Origin of the sequence: Methylobacterium sp. 22177, assembly GCF_052045615.1 — a bacterium.
Lineage (GTDB): Bacteria > Pseudomonadota > Alphaproteobacteria > Rhizobiales > Beijerinckiaceae > Methylobacterium > Methylobacterium radiotolerans.
The window spans coordinates 81,272-96,660 of sequence record NZ_JBQEPK010000023.1 but is presented as its reverse complement, the minus strand read 5'-3'; the positions used below and the strand labels follow the sequence as shown (position 1 = coordinate 96,660).

Annotated in this window: 14 protein-coding genes, 1 tRNA gene and 2 pseudogenes; 8 read left to right on the top strand and 9 right to left on the bottom strand. The window is 72.5% G+C overall.

From position 1 onward, the window contains the following. On the top strand, positions 1–719 hold a 719-nt coding region (locus tag ACTJK8_RS20205; protein ID WP_440762418.1), incomplete at its 5' end, for an outer membrane protein. Between the two features lie 490 nt (positions 720–1,209). Further along, positions 1,210–1,701 (top strand): hypothetical protein, encoded by a 492-nt coding sequence (locus ACTJK8_RS20200; protein ID WP_147021439.1) that lies wholly within the window; start codon positions 1,210–1,212, stop codon positions 1,699–1,701. 602 nt (positions 1,702–2,303) lie between these two features. On the opposite strand, the gene ACTJK8_RS20195 is transcribed toward ACTJK8_RS20200, so the two are convergent. The 5 genes and pseudogenes from ACTJK8_RS20195 to ACTJK8_RS20175 all read right to left on the bottom strand — a co-directional run bounded on the left by ACTJK8_RS20195 (position 2,304) and on the right by ACTJK8_RS20175 (position 5,265). Continuing rightward, positions 2,304–3,062 carry a LuxR C-terminal-related transcriptional regulator gene (locus ACTJK8_RS20195; protein ID WP_440762417.1) on the bottom strand — a complete coding sequence of 253 codons (759 nt, stop codon included), beginning with the start codon at positions 3,060–3,062 and terminating at the stop codon, positions 2,304–2,306. A 401-nt stretch (positions 3,063–3,463) separates the two neighbouring features. Then, positions 3,464–3,775 (bottom strand): annotated as a pseudogene (locus ACTJK8_RS20190) (IS3 family transposase); the annotation flags it as partial. 9 nt (positions 3,776–3,784) lie between these two features. Then, positions 3,785–4,228, bottom strand: a pseudogene (locus tag ACTJK8_RS20185) (DMT family transporter). Between the two features lie 87 nt (positions 4,229–4,315). Next, positions 4,316–5,062, bottom strand: coding sequence for a transporter substrate-binding domain-containing protein (locus ACTJK8_RS20180; RefSeq protein ID WP_029361718.1), 747 nt, complete (start codon positions 5,060–5,062; stop codon positions 4,316–4,318). Positions 5,063–5,188: 126 nt separating this feature from the next. Continuing rightward, a tRNA-Arg gene (locus ACTJK8_RS20175) sits at positions 5,189–5,265 on the bottom strand. Positions 5,266–5,442: 177 nt separating this feature from the next. Between ACTJK8_RS20175 and ACTJK8_RS20170 the strand changes: the two genes are divergently transcribed. The 3 genes from ACTJK8_RS20170 (at position 5,443) to ACTJK8_RS20160 (ending at position 7,509) form a co-directional block, all read left to right on the top strand. Further along, complete coding sequence (locus ACTJK8_RS20170; RefSeq protein WP_012318286.1) at positions 5,443–6,534, top strand: acyltransferase family protein; 1,092 nt, start codon at positions 5,443–5,445, stop codon at positions 6,532–6,534. Between the two features lie 86 nt (positions 6,535–6,620). Beyond that, the gene (locus ACTJK8_RS20165; RefSeq protein ID WP_012318287.1) at positions 6,621–7,040 is read left to right on the top strand and encodes an RNA polymerase sigma factor region1.1 domain-containing protein; all 420 of its coding nucleotides are present in this window, start codon (positions 6,621–6,623) and stop codon (positions 7,038–7,040) included. Positions 7,041–7,119: 79 nt separating this feature from the next. After that, positions 7,120–7,509: a phage holin family protein gene (locus ACTJK8_RS20160; RefSeq protein WP_012318288.1), complete on the top strand. Its 390-nt coding sequence runs from the start codon at positions 7,120–7,122 to the stop codon at positions 7,507–7,509. 169 nt (positions 7,510–7,678) lie between these two features. On the opposite strand, the gene ACTJK8_RS20155 is transcribed toward ACTJK8_RS20160, so the two are convergent. From ACTJK8_RS20155 to ACTJK8_RS20145, 3 genes are all read right to left on the bottom strand, one after another. Beyond that, the gene (locus ACTJK8_RS20155) at positions 7,679–9,451 is read right to left on the bottom strand and encodes a sensor histidine kinase (RefSeq protein ID WP_440762416.1); all 1,773 of its coding nucleotides are present in this window, start codon (positions 9,449–9,451) and stop codon (positions 7,679–7,681) included. Positions 9,452–9,457: 6 nt separating this feature from the next. Then, positions 9,458–9,835 carry a hypothetical protein gene (locus ACTJK8_RS20150; protein WP_029359188.1) on the bottom strand — a complete coding sequence of 126 codons (378 nt, stop codon included), beginning with the start codon at positions 9,833–9,835 and terminating at the stop codon, positions 9,458–9,460. A 105-nt stretch (positions 9,836–9,940) separates the two neighbouring features. Next, positions 9,941–10,159, bottom strand: coding sequence for a hypothetical protein (locus ACTJK8_RS20145; protein ID WP_012318290.1), 219 nt, complete (start codon positions 10,157–10,159; stop codon positions 9,941–9,943). A gap of 223 nt (positions 10,160–10,382) precedes the next feature. Between ACTJK8_RS20145 and ACTJK8_RS20140 the strand changes: the two genes are divergently transcribed. The 3 genes from ACTJK8_RS20140 to ACTJK8_RS20130 are packed head-to-tail and all read left to right on the top strand — an operon-like array spanning position 10,383 to position 14,174. Further along, entirely contained in the window at positions 10,383–11,645 is a 1,263-nt protein-coding gene (locus tag ACTJK8_RS20140) for an MFS transporter (RefSeq protein ID WP_127991276.1), read from the top strand. Continuing rightward, positions 11,642–12,412, top strand: a complete 771-nt coding sequence (gene fhuF / locus ACTJK8_RS20135; protein ID WP_440762415.1) for a siderophore-iron reductase FhuF — start codon at positions 11,642–11,644, stop codon at positions 12,410–12,412. Before ACTJK8_RS20140 ends, fhuF begins: the two co-directional genes overlap by 4 nt. A gap of 13 nt (positions 12,413–12,425) precedes the next feature. Then, the gene (locus tag ACTJK8_RS20130) at positions 12,426–14,174 is read left to right on the top strand and encodes an ABC transporter ATP-binding protein (protein WP_024830629.1); all 1,749 of its coding nucleotides are present in this window, start codon (positions 12,426–12,428) and stop codon (positions 14,172–14,174) included. A 19-nt stretch (positions 14,175–14,193) separates the two neighbouring features. Here the strand turns inward: ACTJK8_RS20130 and ACTJK8_RS20125 are convergent, their stop codons facing one another. Continuing rightward, on the bottom strand, positions 14,194–15,249 hold the full coding sequence (locus ACTJK8_RS20125) for a LacI family DNA-binding transcriptional regulator (RefSeq protein ID WP_440762414.1): 1,056 nt from the start codon (positions 15,247–15,249) through the stop codon (positions 14,194–14,196). Positions 15,250–15,389: the final 140 nt, after the last annotated feature.

Genomic DNA, 15,389 nt, shown 5'->3' with positions numbered 1-15,389 from the left:
TCTTCACCTGGACCGGCGCCTACTTCGGTATCAACGCCGGCTACGCCTTCGACGCCAGCAGCCGCACCAACAACACCTTCGCGGTGCCCTTCCCCTACGCCGCCCCCGGCACCGTCGCCTCCTTCCGCGACCGCAGCCAGGACGGCTTCTCCGGCGGTGCGCAGATCGGCTACAACTGGCAGATCACCCCGGGTTCGGGTGTCGTGATCGGCTTCGAGGCCGACGCCCAGTACCTCGACTTCGGCCGTAACCGGAACAACGCCTTCATCTCCGGCGCCGTCGCCCCCGGCTACTACGTCACCGACCCGCGCGGCCTCTCCAGCCTCGACTACTTCGGCACCGTGCGCGGCCGCCTCGGCTACGCCTTCGACCGCACCCTCGTGTACGCCACCGGCGGCTTCGCCTACGGCTCGGGCAGCGCCGACCGCTCCTTCGGCGGCTACGCCGGCAACGACAGCTTCCGCACCGGCTACGCCGTCGGCGGCGGCATCGAGTACGCGCTGCCGACCGACTCGTTCCTGAACTTCTTCCGCTCCTCGGCCGTGACGCTGAAGATCGAAGGCCTGTACGTGAACCTGGAGCGCGGCACCCGCAACCAGGGCGCCCTGGTGGTCAACGCCGCCAACCTCGTCCCGGTCGCCTACAGCGCCATCGGCCGCCGCGACGACGAGTTCGCCGTCGTCCGCGCCGGTCTGAACTACAAGTTCGGCTCGTACTGAGATCCGGTCGCGCTGCTCCCGGCGGCTGTGCCGGGAGATGCGGCGGCGGGCGAGGGGTAGTTGGTCCTCCTCATCGCTCTCCGCCGCCGAAGAGCAGCCGATCGGCTGACCTTCGCATCCCCAGCCCGATCAAACTGGCCGCGAGGTCGGCAGCACCCTGGGAGCGCAAGCTCCCGGGGTGTTTCTTCGTTCTGGAAGGGCCGTCCGAGCGGATCCGATCCCATCCCAACCCATGGCTCGCCATGACGTCGTCGCAACGCGCGTGACGGTCATGGCGAGTTGAATTCTCAACGCATCGAGCGCCGGCTGCTGACCGGACCGTCATCATCCGATGACCCGGCCGCATCAGCCGATGAGGGTGCCAGGGCGCTGCCGCCGCTCGGCCGTTTGTGTCTCGGGTCGATCCGGTATGGATAGGGGGCTCCTCACATGGAGGCGCACCTCTGTCGGACGAGAACGAGCCCCCCGACTTCGACGCGAGACGTCCAGGTTGGACACCTGCGGCCCGGAAATCCCGCAAGGGCATGTCGAAGCGCCCGAAGCGCAGCCTCGACGCCAGCGTCGAGACCTGGGGCGAGTGCCGTCAGAACCGCCTGAAGACCGGCACGCCGAAGCGGGACGATGTGGGTCGGGCGATGCTCATGCGGTGTTGCGGGTTCCGCAAGAACGTCCCGCCATTCGAGAGGCGCGGGCCCTGCGGCGCTGTGCGACCCGACGGCTCGCGTCGGCGTTCTTCAACGAGGACGAGGCCAACCGGGTGATCGCCGACATCATCGTCCGCGCCGAGCACGGCCGAAGGGAGTGGGTCGACAGCCGCAAGTTCCGGGTATGGCGCGATGGCGGTCGCAAGGCCCCCCGCCCGGAGCGGAAGGGCGACCTGAAGGGCAAGGTCGATGCTCCGGCGACCGGATGGCACGATGCCCTGGACGAACACAACGCCACGTCCGCCGGGCTCGGAGCGCCGCAAGCCGTCATCGGATGACACCGCCTGAGCGGCCATCGGCCGGCTGCTACTAACGGGGCGCCGCGGTCGTCACCCGACCGCCCAGAAAAGCGGGAGCGCGCCGGCCAGGAACAGGGCCGACGAGAGGAGCACGGCGAGACGCTCGCGATGATGCAGGACGAAAGCGTGAGGGCTGGCGAACATGGCAGGCCGGATCGGAAGAGGGGTCAGCACCCTCGCGCCTGAACCTTGACGGATCGAGGGCGCTTCGCGCTGTCCACAGGCGATGGCCGACCTCTGTCGCTGCCGAGCCACATGCTCTTGGATGTGTTCAGGCGCACCTCGCAGTAGCAGCGTCGCGCGCAGCCCTTCTTCGTGGCTGCTATCGCCCCCTCAGTAGCCCGACCCCGCGGCGCAGTGACCTCCAGGGTTGCTGCGCCGTTGTCGTTCCGGGTCCCTGCCCGAGACGGCGGAAGTGTCAGGATCGGCGCAACAGTTCACACTGGCCCGAAAGGCGCGGGCCGAGCCCTCTAGGGGCCGGCCCGCCTGCCGTTCGGTTTCGCCTGTCAGAAGCCGTAGCGACGCTGCAGAGTACGCGCAGGAGAGCTGCCGCCACCATCCGTAGCGACCGCCTCGCGCCGTTAACGCTTCCTCAAGGAAGTCGCTCCTGCACGGCCAGCGACGTCGGCACGGACGGAAAGCCCTTCCGGGCCGGTCACGGCCTCGAAAAGAGAGCCTCCCTTTGACGCGAACCGTTTGTCGGCATGCGAAGCCCACTCGTCAGCAGACGGGAGCGGCAGCCCAAGCTGGTGGGCGAGCGAAACGAGCTCCTTCAAACGGCCGGTCTGGGTCTTGCGGCGCAGGTTGAGCCGATGGGTCTCCACAGTGCGCACACTCAGCGCCAAGCGCCGGGCGACCTCCTTGTTGCTGAAGCCTGCGCAGAGGAAGCGCAGGACGTCGATCTCGCGGGGGGACAGACCGAAGTTGCAGCTCTGGCCCGCCTTGATGGCGCCCAGCCGCTTCGGAGGAACGAGGCAAGCCGCTCCCTTCACGAGGGCAAGCAGCGCCGCACTGAGTTCCTGCTGCGAATGTGAGCGCCCGACGAAGGCGTCAGCACCCGCATCCAGCAGAGACTCGAAGTGGTCCGCTGTCAGCGCGTCGAAGGTCACCAGGATGCGCAGGTTCGGCCGGCGTTCCCTCAGGCCGGTGACATGCGCGATTCCCTCCGCGACCTTGTCCGAGCTGAGACAGACCACAGCGACCTCAACCTCGACATCGGCTTCGTCCAGGCATGCCTCGCCGAGTAGGCGGATCACCGGCAAGTGATCCAAAGCAGCGCGGGCGGCGGCGCTCAGGTCCTGCGCTTCATCCAGGATCAGGACCCCGACGGTCGTACTCATGACCTCGCACCCTTTGTCTCTCAGTTCGATATGCCGAACCGGGATCAGAAGCAGGTTTGCGAGGAGTTTTTAGATGTTTCTTGCGTTCCGCCATATATGGCTCAGCCAATATCCAGACATAACGCGCACGACGATCTCACGAAGGCGATCATTGCCATTCAGCCAAAGCATGAATGCCGCTCTCAAGTGAATGTTTGGCGATAGAGCGGTTTAGATCCATATACAATTGTCGAATTGAACAACACGCTCGGCCGGAAACAGCTCAAGTTAGGCACTGCGTGTGTGGTTGAATGTCGCGGGGCGGGCGACCCATCTGTATCTGCCGTCCCGCCGAGCCCGACCCGCTTCCTCGGCCGCTCCTGACCTGACCGGCCGGCTTTGGACCCTTCTGATCGAGAGGATCAATCGACCCCTTCCGGCGCGGCGAACGCCACCGCCTCGAAGCTGCGCCACGGCGCGCGCCGATGGATCACCTCGGCCTTGAACAGACCGCTGATCGTCTCGGCCGAGGCGTTGTCGTCGCTGTATCCGACGCTGCCGACCGAAGGCTCGACGCCCGCCTCCGCCAGCCATTCCGTGTCGCGCCGAGCGAGGTATCGGCTCCCCCTGTCGCTGTGGTGCGCGAGCCCGCTCACCTGGAGGGGCCGGCGCTCGTGCAGGGCCTGCTCCAGACCGTCGAGCACGAAGGTGGCGCGAGCCGTGCGGGAGAAACGCGACCGCCTTTAGAAGAGCGCGACGAGCGCGACACCGGCCACCATCAGCAGGCCACCGAGGATCCGCCAGAGGCTGGCCGGATGCACCTCAAAGCCGACCAAGCCGAAATGGTCGAGCAGGATGGAGGTCACGACGCCCGCCGTCACCAGAAGCCCGAGAAACGCCCCAGCTCCCACGTGCCGAGCAATCAGCAGCTGCGCGATCACGACTCCGCCGCCCAGGAAGCCGCCGCCCCATGCCCACCACGGCACCTGCGACAGCTCCTAGGTTGTCGGTCATGCCAAGCGACGGGATATGAGGCCGATGATCAGGACGGTCAGGGCGGTGCCGATACCAACGATCAGACCCGCCACGAGCGGCTGAGAGAAGCCTCTGGCGAGGGTACTGTTCTGGCCTGGCTGGATGGCGTTCGCGATCCCAGCCAGCAGGACGGCGCCGTACAGGTACCACATGTCGAGATCCAATCGGTGAGATCTCGCTAGGTAGGGCTATCTGCGTCTCTTCCACGTCCCCTGGAACGCCTCGCGTGGGTCGGCTCGTCAGGGCGCGACCGCGTCGTCGTGGAAGCCGCGGGCATCGAAGATGCGCCGGACGACCCCGGCGCGCTTCGCCTCATCCATCCACGCCGTGACGCGGGCGAGGGCGGCGGGCCGGCCCTTCGGAACGGCGACGGCGACCTGCGTCTGCTGGAAGCCGCCCGCGACGATCCGGGAGCCCGGGACCTGCAGGACCACCGGCCGCAACGTGTCGCGGGACAGCGCGAAGGCGTCCGCCTGCCCGGCGCGCATGCGCGCGACCGCCTCGGCCACGGACGGGACGGGGAGGGGCTGCGTCCGGGTCAGCGTGCGGGCGGAGGCGCGGAACGTCGTCGTGCCCTCGATCGCCACGACCCGGAGTCCCGGCCGGTCCACCTGCGCCACGTCGGTGATGCCCGACTCGGCGCTGGCCAGATAAGTGCTCTCCAGATCGTAGTAGCCCGGCCCGAAATCGATCACCTGGCGCCGGGTCGCGTCGACCGGCATGAAGCTGACATCGATCGCCGCGGCCTGGAGGGCGGCGGCCGCAGCGCCCGAGTTCGGGAACAGGGTGACGGCCAGCGGCAGGCCGACCTGCCGGGCGAGATCCGCGCCCAGATCGGCCGTCACGCCGTCGAGCCCTCCATCGGCCGCGCGGCTGACGAAGATCAGGCCGGCGGACGGCGCCTCGATGAGACCGACCCGGAGCGTGCCGGTCGGCGCCAGCTCCGCTTTCGCGGAAGCATCCTGCGCGGGGCGGGAAATCGTCATAGGGGCGAGACGGGGAAGCGAGCAGGGGGCAGAGAAGCGACGCGCAACGGGATCGCGAAGGCGAGACCGAGGTGACCCCGGCAATCTCCGCCTCGGGCCTAACCCTTGCTACGTCATTGGGAAGGTTGGCGCACCCGACACGATTCGAACGTGTGACCTTTGCCTTCGGAGGGCAACGCTCTATCCAGCTGAGCTACGGGTGCAAGCCGTGGCCATTCCCTAGCCCAACCGCGCCGGGAGCGCAACGGCGCCCGCACCATCGCGTGCGGCCGCGGGCGACGCAATCCGATCTCCGGCGCGTGTTGCCCCGGCGTCCTTGCCTTCGCGCGCCGTTTCCCGGCCCCTGGGCGCCGGGCAGAGAGGTCGCGGAGCGGGCAGAGGTGGCGGAGGTGACGGGCGGCCGGGATCCGCGGGCGAACAATTTCGGGTCCCTGCGACTCCTGTTCGCGGGCCTCGTGATCCTCGCCCACGCCCCCGAACTCGTGGACGGGAACCGGTCGCGGGAGTTGCTGACCCAGGTCTTCGGGACCCTGTCCCTGGGGGAGATCGCCGTCGACGGCTTCTTCCTCGTGAGCGGCTACCTGATCACCGCGAGCTACCGCGCCAAGCGCTCCTTCGGCGACTACCTCGCGCGGCGAGCGCTGCGGATCTACCCGGCCTTCGTGGTCGCGTCCCTGCTCTGCATCGCCGTCGTCGCGCCCCTCGGCGGCGGCAACCTCGCGGACGCCTCGCCGCTCGAGGCCCTGCTGCGGCTGTCGCTGCTGCTGATGCCGGTGGTCCCGGGCGCCTTCGCCGAGCTGCCCTACCCGCTGCTGAACGGCTCGATGTGGACCATCCCCTGCGAGTTCGGCTGCTACCTGCTGCTCGGCCTCGTCGGCACCGCCCGCGCCCTGCGCCGCCGCGGACGCTATCTCGGCCTGCTCGGGGGGCTCGGCAGCCTCCTCGCCCTGCGCTGGCTCTTCCTGCCCGTCGGGCATCCGGGCGACATCCTCGGATCCCTGTCGGAGATGATCCGCCTCACCTTCGTGTTCTGCTGCGGCGGCGCCTTCCGGCTGTTCGCCGACCGGATCACCTACACGCGGCGCGGCGCGACCCTCGCCGCCCTGCTGCTGCTCCCCCTGATGTTCAGCCGGCCGCTGGCCGAGCCGGCCTTCGCGATCCTCGGCGGCTACCTGATCTTCTGGTTCGCCCTCGCGGTGCGCCCCACCGCCCTCAGCCGCGCCACCGCCCAGGTCGACCCGTCCTACGGTCTCTACCTCTACGCCTGGCCGGTGCAGAACCTGCTGGTCGCGCGGATCCCCGGGATCTCACCCTGGGCGGTCGCCGTCCTCACCCTCGCGGCCGCCATCCCCCTCGGCCTGCTGAGCTGGTACCTGATCGAGCGGCCGATGCTCCAGTTCCGGCCCGGACCGGGCGGCGCCCGGCCGGAGCCCGGCGCGATCCCGGCGGCCGGGCCCGCCCTCGGCGCCTAGCGCCGGAAGGCCCGCGGCCGCCGGTAACCGGCGCCGCCCGGGCGCGTTCTCGATGGACAGGCGGGACGCGGCCGCGGAGGCGGGACATGACGCAGGTTCTGGATCGCGGGACCCTCGACCGGCTGGTCGCCCTCGGCCGCGACCGGGGCCTCCTCACCGCCGACGATCTGCGCGCCGCGCTGCCCGTCGAGCGCATGGATGTCGACGCCCTGGTCCTGGTGATGCTGGAGCTGGAGGCGGCGGGCGTGAGCGTCGAGCCCGAAGCCTTCGGCCCCCCGACGGACCGGCCGGTCCCGGCCGCGGTCACCCTTCCCGCGCCGGGGTCCGGCACGCCGCCGGTCCGGGCAGCGGAGGCGGGGCCGGGCGCGGCCTTCGCGGCCCCCGCATCCGCCGCGCCGGCCGCCGCGGAGCCGATCCCGGACGACGGCGCCGATGCCGGCCGGGCCGTCCTCCTGGCCGGCCTGGCGACCGTTCTGGTCCTCGGCGCCGTGCTCCTGATGCTGTGAGCGCCCGGCGCGGAACGCTTCGGGCCGCGGCCCCGTTGGCGAGAGCCGGCCGGAGACGGCCCCGAGGACCCTCGTATCCATGCGTCAGACCCCGGACGGAACCCTCGCCCTGCTGATCGCGGCCCTGCGCGAGGGGACGGCGCATGTCGAGGCGCTGCTCACGCTGGCGCGGACGGAGGTCGACGGCAATTTCCGGGCGATCGTGTCGCTGATCGCCATCGTCGGCACGATCCCGGTGCTGCTGATCGTCACCTTCTTCCTCGGCCTGGACGCCGTGGTGAAGCTGCTGGCCGTGCCGTTCGGCGCCGAGGCGCCGGCCGCGCTGATCGTCGCCGCGCCGTTTCTCGTCATCGCGCTGGGACTCGGCTGGATGGGCGCCCGCCGGATGGCGCTCTCGAACCTCGAGCCCTGGCGGACGTGGCGGCAGGTGAAGCGGGACGTCCGCGAGGTGACCCGCGCCGGCGCGTGATTCCGGGACCGGAAATCTCAGCGCCGTCAGGTCGATGCGGCGGTCCGCTCACGCGTGATCTGAGCGAGGGTTCGCCGCGCGTACCGGTCCGGGCGCGCTCGACCGGTCTGTCCGGATCCGGATCCAAGTCCTTGCTCAAACGGCGCGATTCGGCCGAGCCACGCCGGTCCTAGCCCGTCGGTGCCAGCATGGTGCCGAGGCCCGGATCGAGCGGCACGTCGAGCCGGCAGCGCAGGCCCGCGGCCTCGAAGGCGAGGTCGACCGTGCCGGCGAGTTCGCGCCGCACGCCGCCGGCGATCAGCCGCGTCCCGAAGCCCACCCGGGTCGGCGCCCGCACCGGCGGGCCGCCGCGCTCCTCCCAGCTGAGCCGCAGCCGCCGCTCCCCCGCCGCGCCGGCGGCGACCGACCACGCCACCCGGACGCGGCCCTCGCGGACCGAGAGGGCGCCGTACTTGGCGGCGTTGGTGGTCAGCTCGTGGACCGTCAGGCCGAGCGCCAGCACCTCGCGGGGGCTCAGCGACACGTCCGGCCCGTCCAGACGGATCTGGTCGCCGCCGGTCCGGTACGGGCCGAGCTCGCTCTCCAGCACCTCGCGCAGGGGAGCCCCGCTCCAGTCCTCGCGGGTCAGGAGGTCGTGGGTCTTCGACAGGGCCAGGATCCGCGCCTCTAGGACCTCGGCGGAGCCGCGGGACTGCCGGGCGAGGGCCTGGACGGTGGCCAGGGTGTTCTTCACCCGGTGGTTCAGCTCGTGCAGCATCGTGCCCTGCTGCGCCTGCAGGGCGCGGCCGCGCTGGATCTCGGCGCGCAGCTCGGCGGTGCTGCGCTGGAGGGTGGCGGCCATGGCGTCGAGCTTGCTGCCCAGCCGGTCGAACTCCGCGGCGCCGTGCAGGCCGGTGCGGGCGGCGAGGTCGCCAGCCTGCCACGCCGCCGCGGTGCGCAGGAGCCGCTCGACCGGGCGGCGGATGAACACCCGCCCGGCCACGAGGGCGGCGGCGAGCGCCAGGGCCGCCCCGAGGGCGATCAGCACCAGGCCGCGGCGGGTGGCGGCGTCGATATCTGCGAAGGCGGTGGCGTGGTCGCGCCCGACGACGACGCGCACCCCCGCCAGCGGGCCGTCCGGCATCGCGGTGGCGATGATCCGCTGGCGGCCGTCGAGGCCCGCGGCGACGCGGACGTCGCTGCCCTGGGCCTCCAGCATGGCGACCCGGTCGGGCGGGATCGGCCTGCCGATCCAGGCCGCCTCGTCCGGGCGGCGGGCGATGATCAGGCCGTCGCGGTCCGTCACGGTGATCGCCGTCTCCGCCTGATGGAGCGCCTGTTCCAGATGATCGGAGAGCCAGTCGAGGTCGACAGCGGCGAGCAGGACGCCCGCGGGCGCCCCCCCGGAGTCGCCGGCGTGGACGGCCCGGGCGAAGTGGATCGACGGCCGCCGTGTCTGGAAGCCGACCGCGTAGCCGCCGACTGCGTAGCCGCCCCGCTCCAGGGCGCGGCGGTGATAGGCCCGGCCGCGGCTCGAGTAGGAGCCCGCGGGCGCGCCGGCGCTGTCGCAGATCACGGCCCCCTCGGGATCGGTGAGGGCGATCAGCAGCACGTGCGGCAGCCGCGCGGCCGCCCGCCGCAGGTAGGCGGTGCAGGCCGCCGGCTCCCGCGCCTGCACGGTGGCGTCCCCGGAGATCAGGTCGAGGGCCTGCTGCATCCGGTCGGAGACCTGCGCGAAATCCTCCGCCACGTCGCGCGCGGTGGCGCGGGCGTCGGCCCGCACGGCCGCGTCGCGGCTCGCCCGCAGGGCGACCTCGTTGTAGCCCTGGATCGCCAGCGCCGGGGCGAGGGCGAGCAGGACGAGTAGCAGGATGCGGGTCGTCAGCGACAGGGTCGGAGAACGCGGCCGAGAGCGCGGGAGCGGGAGCGGGAGCGGGGTGCGGAACCGGAAGCGGAGCGGCATCGGCGGTCAGTCGAGACCGGCGATCGGCGCGCGCGCCCGCGCGGCCAGGGTCTCCACGGAGAGCGGCGCGGTGCTCATCCGCATCCCCGGTTCGAGGGCGCCGGGGCCGAAGGTCGCGATCTTTACGGAGCCGGTGGTGACCAGGACCTTCGGATCCGGCCGGTGCGGCCGGGCCGCTTCCACCCTCTCCCGGCCGTCGAGGCCGCCGGACAGGCCGACATCGCTCATCGGCAGCCCGGTCGCCGCGCCGGTCGCCGCGGGCGCGGCGCGGCGGCGCTCGACCTCCTGCGCGAGGGTGCGGTTGCGCGGCCGGCGGTCCGCCGCCTCGTCCGCGCTCACGAGGCGCCGCCGGATCGGGCGGACGCGATCGACGCGTGCGAGCAAGCGGATTCGCGGGCGGGACGCCGTCTCATCCCGGCGTTGTTGCAGAACCGGTCGGCCCTTGCCAGTGCGCCGCGCGATCGGGGCGACGCCGTGGGAGGGATCGTCTCAGCGCCCGCGGGGCCGGCCGGCCTCCGGACGCAGGTGCAGGAAGCTGCGCTCGCCGGTCGCGGCTTCGGCCACGTGCTGGATCGTGTCGAGCAGATCGGACACGGCCCGCGGACCGGTCGGACGGAATCCCGCCTTCGGCTCGACCCAGCGCCCCTGCGTGCGGTTCGCGGCGATCTGCGCCTCGCTCAGCGCGTCGAAATCCCGGCGTCGGGTCATGGCTCAGCCCTCCGCCGACGACTCTGTCGGGGGCATGGTTGACGAAAGGTTAACGTCGGATCCGCCGGCGGGGCGCGCGTCGACGCGCCGCGAAACGCCGCCGGCTTGATCCCCGGCGCCGACCTCTCTAAACAGCAAAAACCGAGGTAAATCAATAGATTAGTGTGATTATAAACTGCAGTCTCCGGGCCGGCGCGGATCGCGGCACAGCGTGCGGGTCGCGGTGACCGGTTCCGCCGGACCTGCCATCGGCACCCGGGTCGTCGACACCCTGGCGGGCCTGCGGCCGCTGGCGCCGTTCTTCTGCCTGTACGTGACCTTCGGGGCGACGCTCGGCTTCCTGTCCGGCGGGGCGCCGCTGATCCTGCGGGCGCGGGGCGTGGAGCTGGCCGAGGTCGGGCTTCTGCAGCTCATCAACCTGCCGGTCGGGCTCACCTTCCTGTGGGCGCCCCTGCTCGACCGGCTCCGCCTGCCGTTCCTCAGCCACCGGATCGGCTGGATCGCGGCCGCGCAGGCCGCCTCGGTGCTCCTGCTGGCCGTCCTGAGTCTCGGCGAGACCTGGCCGCTCCTGGCGCTGCTCGCCCTGGCGATCGCCGCCTGCGCCTGCGTGGCGACCATGGACATCGCCCTCGAGGCCCTGGTGGTCGAGACCGTGCCGGCGGGGCGGCGCGCCTTCGTGGCCTCGGCCAAGCTGTGCGGCGCCTCCCTCGGCGGCATCCTGGGGGTCGGCGTGCTGGTCGGCTCCTACGACAGCCTGGGCTGGCGCGGGGCGGTCCTGGCCTGCGCGGCCCTCGACGCCCTCTGCCTGCTGCCGATCCTGGGTTACCGGGAGGCCCCCCCGCGCGGGGCCGGGGGCGCCGCCGGAACCGGCGCCGGCCCGGAGCGCTGGTCGGGCTCGCTGGCTCGGCTGCGCCGCCTGGCCGGGCGCGTGCTGGTGCTCGGGGCCTACTTCGCCGCCTCCTACCTCGTGGCCGGGCCCAACACCCTGGCGCTCCTCGATCTCGGCGTCCCGCTCGGGCAGGTCGGCACGCTCACCGGCACCGTGCTCCCGGCCGTGAACCTCGTCATGGCGCTGGCGGCCGGCTGGCTGGCCGCGCGGTTCGGCACGGTCCGGCTGATCGCCGCGGGGGCCCTCGGCGTCCTGGCCTCCGGGGGCCTGATGGTCGTCGCCTGCGCGGGCCGGATGCCCGATCTCGGCGTCGCCGCCGCGGTGCTGAGCTTCGTCGCGGGCGGGTTCCTGGGCGTGCCGGTCTTCAACATGATCTACCGCTGGGCCCAGGGCCCGAAGCCCGCCACCGACTACGCGCTCCTGTTCGGCGCCGCCTTCTTCGCCGCGATGCCGCTGCGGGTGGCCGCCCCGGCGCTCGCCGGCTGGATCGGCTGGCCGGGCTACTTCGCCGCCACCCTGCCGCTCTACGCCGCCGCGGTGGCGTGGCTCGCCGTCGCGGTGGAGCGGACCCTGCGGGACGACGGGGCGGCGCGATGATCGCCGAGGTCGCCGCCCAGGTTCCCGACACGCTCGCGGCCTACCGGGACGGGGTCGCCGAGGGCCCCGGCGGCCCGGAGGCGCTGCCCCTCGGCGCCCTGCGCGACCCCGACGTGTTCGACGCGACGCTGGCGGCCTTCGGGGCCGGGTTCGGCGCGGCGTTCCGGACCGCGGATCCGCGGGTCCGGGTCTCGTACTGGAGCCAGTTCTACCTCGCGGCCCTGGCGACGCCGGCGCTGACCGCCCTGGTGCGCCTCGGCCGGCCGCTGCCGCTCGCCTTCGACGCGGTCAGCCTCGAGCTCGACGCGGCCGGCCGGCCGTGCCGCTTCCGCCTGCCCGCGGACGGGTCCGGCTGCGCGGCCTGCCCGGCGCCCGGCCTGACCGGGCTGGTGGAGGCGCATCTGCGCCCGTTCGTCGAGCTCTGCCACGCCCGGTGCGGGATCGCGCCCCGGGTCCTCTGGGGCAATGCCGCGGTGATCCTCGACTACGTCGCCCGGGAACTCGGCGGCGCGCCCGGGGGACCGCTCGGGGGCGGGGAGGGGAACGGCGCCGCCTGCGCGAGCGCCTGCACCGACGCCTGTGACGACGTCGCGGCCTGCCTCGGATGGCGCGCCGGCCCCGGCTGCGCTAGGAGCCCGCTGGCGCAGGCGCTCTGCCCGGGGGCGTCGGGCTGCCGGCGGCGGCGCGTCTGCTGCCTGCGCCACCGCCTGCCGGGGGTGCCGTCCTGCGGCGCGCTCTGCCCCGTCGAGTGCGCCGCCCAACGCTGATCCGAGCCGCGCGATGCTGAAGGCCTTCCTCGCCTATTACCGGCCGTACCGGACGCTGTTCCTGGTCGATTTCGGCTGCGCGGTGCTGTCGGGCCTGCTGGAGCTCGGCTTCCCCATCGCGGTGAAGGGCTTTATCGACAGCCTGCTGCCCCGGCAGGACTGGGGCCTGATCCTGCTCGCCGCGGCGGCGCTGGCGCTGGTCTACGTCGCCAATGCCGGCCTGATGGTGGTGGTCACCTACTGGGGCCACGTGCTCGGCATCAACATCGAGACCACGATGCGGGCGCGGGCCTTCGACCACCTGCAGAAGCTCTCCTTCCGCTTCTACGACGGCCAGAAGACCGGCCACCTCGTCGCCCGGGTGACCAAGGACCTGGAGGAGATCGGCGAGGTCGCCCATCACGGGCCCGAGGACCTGTTCATCGCCGTGATGACGTTGTTGGGCGCCTTCGCGCTGATGCTCTACGTCCACGCGCCGCTGGCGCTGATCACCGCGGCGATCCTGCCGCTGATCGCCTTCGTGTCGATCCGCTACGGCGGCCGCATGACCCGCAACTGGCAGGCCCAGTACGGACGGGTCGGCGCCTTCAACGCGCGGATCGAGGAGAATGTCGGCGGGATGCGGGTCGTGCAGGCCTTCGCCAACGAGCCCCACGAGCGCGCCCTGTTCGCCCTCGACAACGCCCGCTACCGCGACACCAAGCTCGAGGCCTACCGGCTGATGGCGGCCGGCCTGTCGATCAACTATCTCGGCCTGCGCCTCGTCCAGATCGCGGTGCTGCTCGGCGGCGCCGCCTTCGTGGTCCGGGGCGACCTGACGCCGGGCGGCTTCGTGGGCTTCCTGCTGCTGGTGGGCGTGTTCTACCGGCCGCTGGAGAAGATCGGCGCCGTGGTCGAGACGTATCCGAAGGGGGTCGCGGGCTTCCGCCGCTACCAGGAGCTGCTGGCCACCGAGCCCGACATCACCGACCGGCCGGAGGCCCGCGCGGTCGGCGCCTTGCGCGGCGACATCCGCTTCGAGGGGGTGGGCTTCGGCTACGGCCCCGGCCGCCCGGTCTTCTCCGGCCTCGACCTCGCGGTGGCGGCCGGCGAGACGGTGGCGTTCGTGGGCCCCTCGGGGGTCGGCAAGACCACCCTCTGCGCCCTGCTGCCGCGCTTCTACGAGGTCGAGGCGGGCCGCATCACCGTCGACGGGCTCGACATCCGCGACATCACCCTGGCGAGCCTGCGCCGCCAGATCGGCATCGTCCAGCAGGACGTGTTCCTGTTCGCCGGCACGATCCGGGAGAACATCGCCTACGGCCGCCTCGACGCCACCGAGGCCGAGATCGACGCCGCCGCGCGGCGCGCCCGGCTCGGCGGGCTGATCGACGGCCTGCCGGAGGGCCTGGACACCGTGGTGGGCGAGCGCGGCGTGCGCCTGTCGGGCGGCCAGAAGCAGCGCATCGCCATCGCGCGGGTCTTCCTCAAGAACCCGCCGATCCTGATCCTCGACGAGGCGACCTCGGCGCTCGACACGGAGACCGAGCGGGAGATCCAGCGGGCGCTCGCCGAGCTGGCCCGCGGGCGCACGACCCTGGTGATCGCCCACCGCCTCGCCACCGTCCGGGACGCCGACCGCATCGTGGTCCTGGGGGAGGGCGGGGTCGTCGAGGAGGGCCGGCACGCGGCTTTGCTGGCCGCCGGCGGCCCCTACAGCCGCCTGCACGCGGCGCAGTTCGGGCGCGGCGCATCCGGCGCGGGCGTCCTCGCGGCGGAGTGAGAACCGGCCACAGACTCCGCTAGGACGGCGCCGCCGCGCTCGACTCGCGCACGACGAGGCGCGTGGGAAACAGCTTCTGGGCGAGGTCGTCCGGCGCCCGCGTCCCCTCGATCAGCTCGACCAGCGTCGCGAAGGCGAACCGGACCATGTCGAGCACCGGCACATCGACCGAGGTCAGGCTCGGGACCGCGTAGGCCCCCTGGGCGAGGTTGTCGAAGCCGACGACGCGGATCTCCGCGGGGACCCGCACGCCGCCCTCGTGCAGCGCCCGCAGCACGCCGAGCGCCACCCCGTCGCTGGCGGCCACGACGGCGTCCGGGCGGGCGCCGGGCCCGGTCTCCAGCAGCGCCCGCGCGGCCCGGTAGCCGCCCGCGGCGGTCCCGTCGCAGGGGACCACGAGGGCGTCGCGCAGGGGCAGGCCGGCCTCCGCGAGGGCGTCCCTGTAGCCGCGGAACCGCTCGGTGTCGGCGGCCGGCCGGCGCGCGTCGCCCGTGAGCAGGCAGATCGACCGGCTCCCCGCCGCGATCAGGTGGCGAACGGCCCCGTGGATCGCGTCGCGCTCGGCCCGCGCCGCATAGTGCGTGCCGGGCACGTCCAGGCCGAACACCACGAACGGGCATCGCTTGGCCTGGAGCAGGCCGATCAGCGGGTCGTCCCGGCCCTCGGCGAAGACCACGAGGCCGTCGACCCGGGCCTCGCTGACGAGGCTGGCGATCCGGCCGGGGCCGTCCGGGTCGTCGCCGCGGCGGCAGCGGTGGACCAGGGTGTAGCCCTGCTGGTCGGTGACGGTGCCGAAGGTCTGGAGGACGCGGCCGTAGTCGGTCTCCTCCCCCGGGCGGGACCCGTCGGCGGCGGGCTCCGGCGCGGGGGCGAACACGCAGGCGATGCTGCGGCTCGGCTTCTTGCGCAGGGACCGGGCGGCGAGGCTGGGCACGAAGTCCAGGTCGCGCATGGCCGTCTCGATGGTCTCGCGCGTGGTCCGGGCGACCTTCTGCGGGTGGTTCAGGACCAGCGAGACCGTCTGGAAGCTCACGCCGGCCCGTCGGGCGACGTCCTTGATCGTCGTCTGGCCCATCGTCCCCTCGCGAGCCGGTCCGAACGGTCGCGGCCCGGCGCGGGCGCGCGGCGCCGCCTCGTTCAGTGCGGCAATCTAGATCTGTATCGATCGGAGATAAAGCCGCGGGCCGGGCAGCAAAGACGGCACCTTCCGACGCA

Coding starts and splice junctions, on each gene's coding strand:
- ACTJK8_RS20165 (WP_012318287.1), top strand. CDS start 6,621: ATGACGCAGGTTCTGGATCGCGGGACCCTCGACCGGCTGGTCGCCCTC.
- ACTJK8_RS20145 (WP_012318290.1), bottom strand. CDS start 10,159: ATGACCCGACGCCGGGATTTCGACGCGCTGAGCGAGGCGCAGATCGCC.
- ACTJK8_RS20195 (WP_440762417.1), bottom strand. CDS start 3,062: ATGAGTACGACCGTCGGGGTCCTGATCCTGGATGAAGCGCAGGACCTG.
- ACTJK8_RS20125 (WP_440762414.1), bottom strand. CDS start 15,249: ATGGGCCAGACGACGATCAAGGACGTCGCCCGACGGGCCGGCGTGAGC.
- ACTJK8_RS20160 (WP_012318288.1), top strand. CDS start 7,120: ATGCGTCAGACCCCGGACGGAACCCTCGCCCTGCTGATCGCGGCCCTG.
- ACTJK8_RS20130 (WP_024830629.1), top strand. CDS start 12,426: ATGCTGAAGGCCTTCCTCGCCTATTACCGGCCGTACCGGACGCTGTTC.
- fhuF (WP_440762415.1), top strand. CDS start 11,642: ATGATCGCCGAGGTCGCCGCCCAGGTTCCCGACACGCTCGCGGCCTAC.
- ACTJK8_RS20180 (WP_029361718.1), bottom strand. CDS start 5,062: ATGACGATTTCCCGCCCCGCGCAGGATGCTTCCGCGAAAGCGGAGCTG.
- ACTJK8_RS20155 (WP_440762416.1), bottom strand. CDS start 9,451: ATGCCGCTCCGCTTCCGGTTCCGCACCCCGCTCCCGCTCCCGCTCCCG.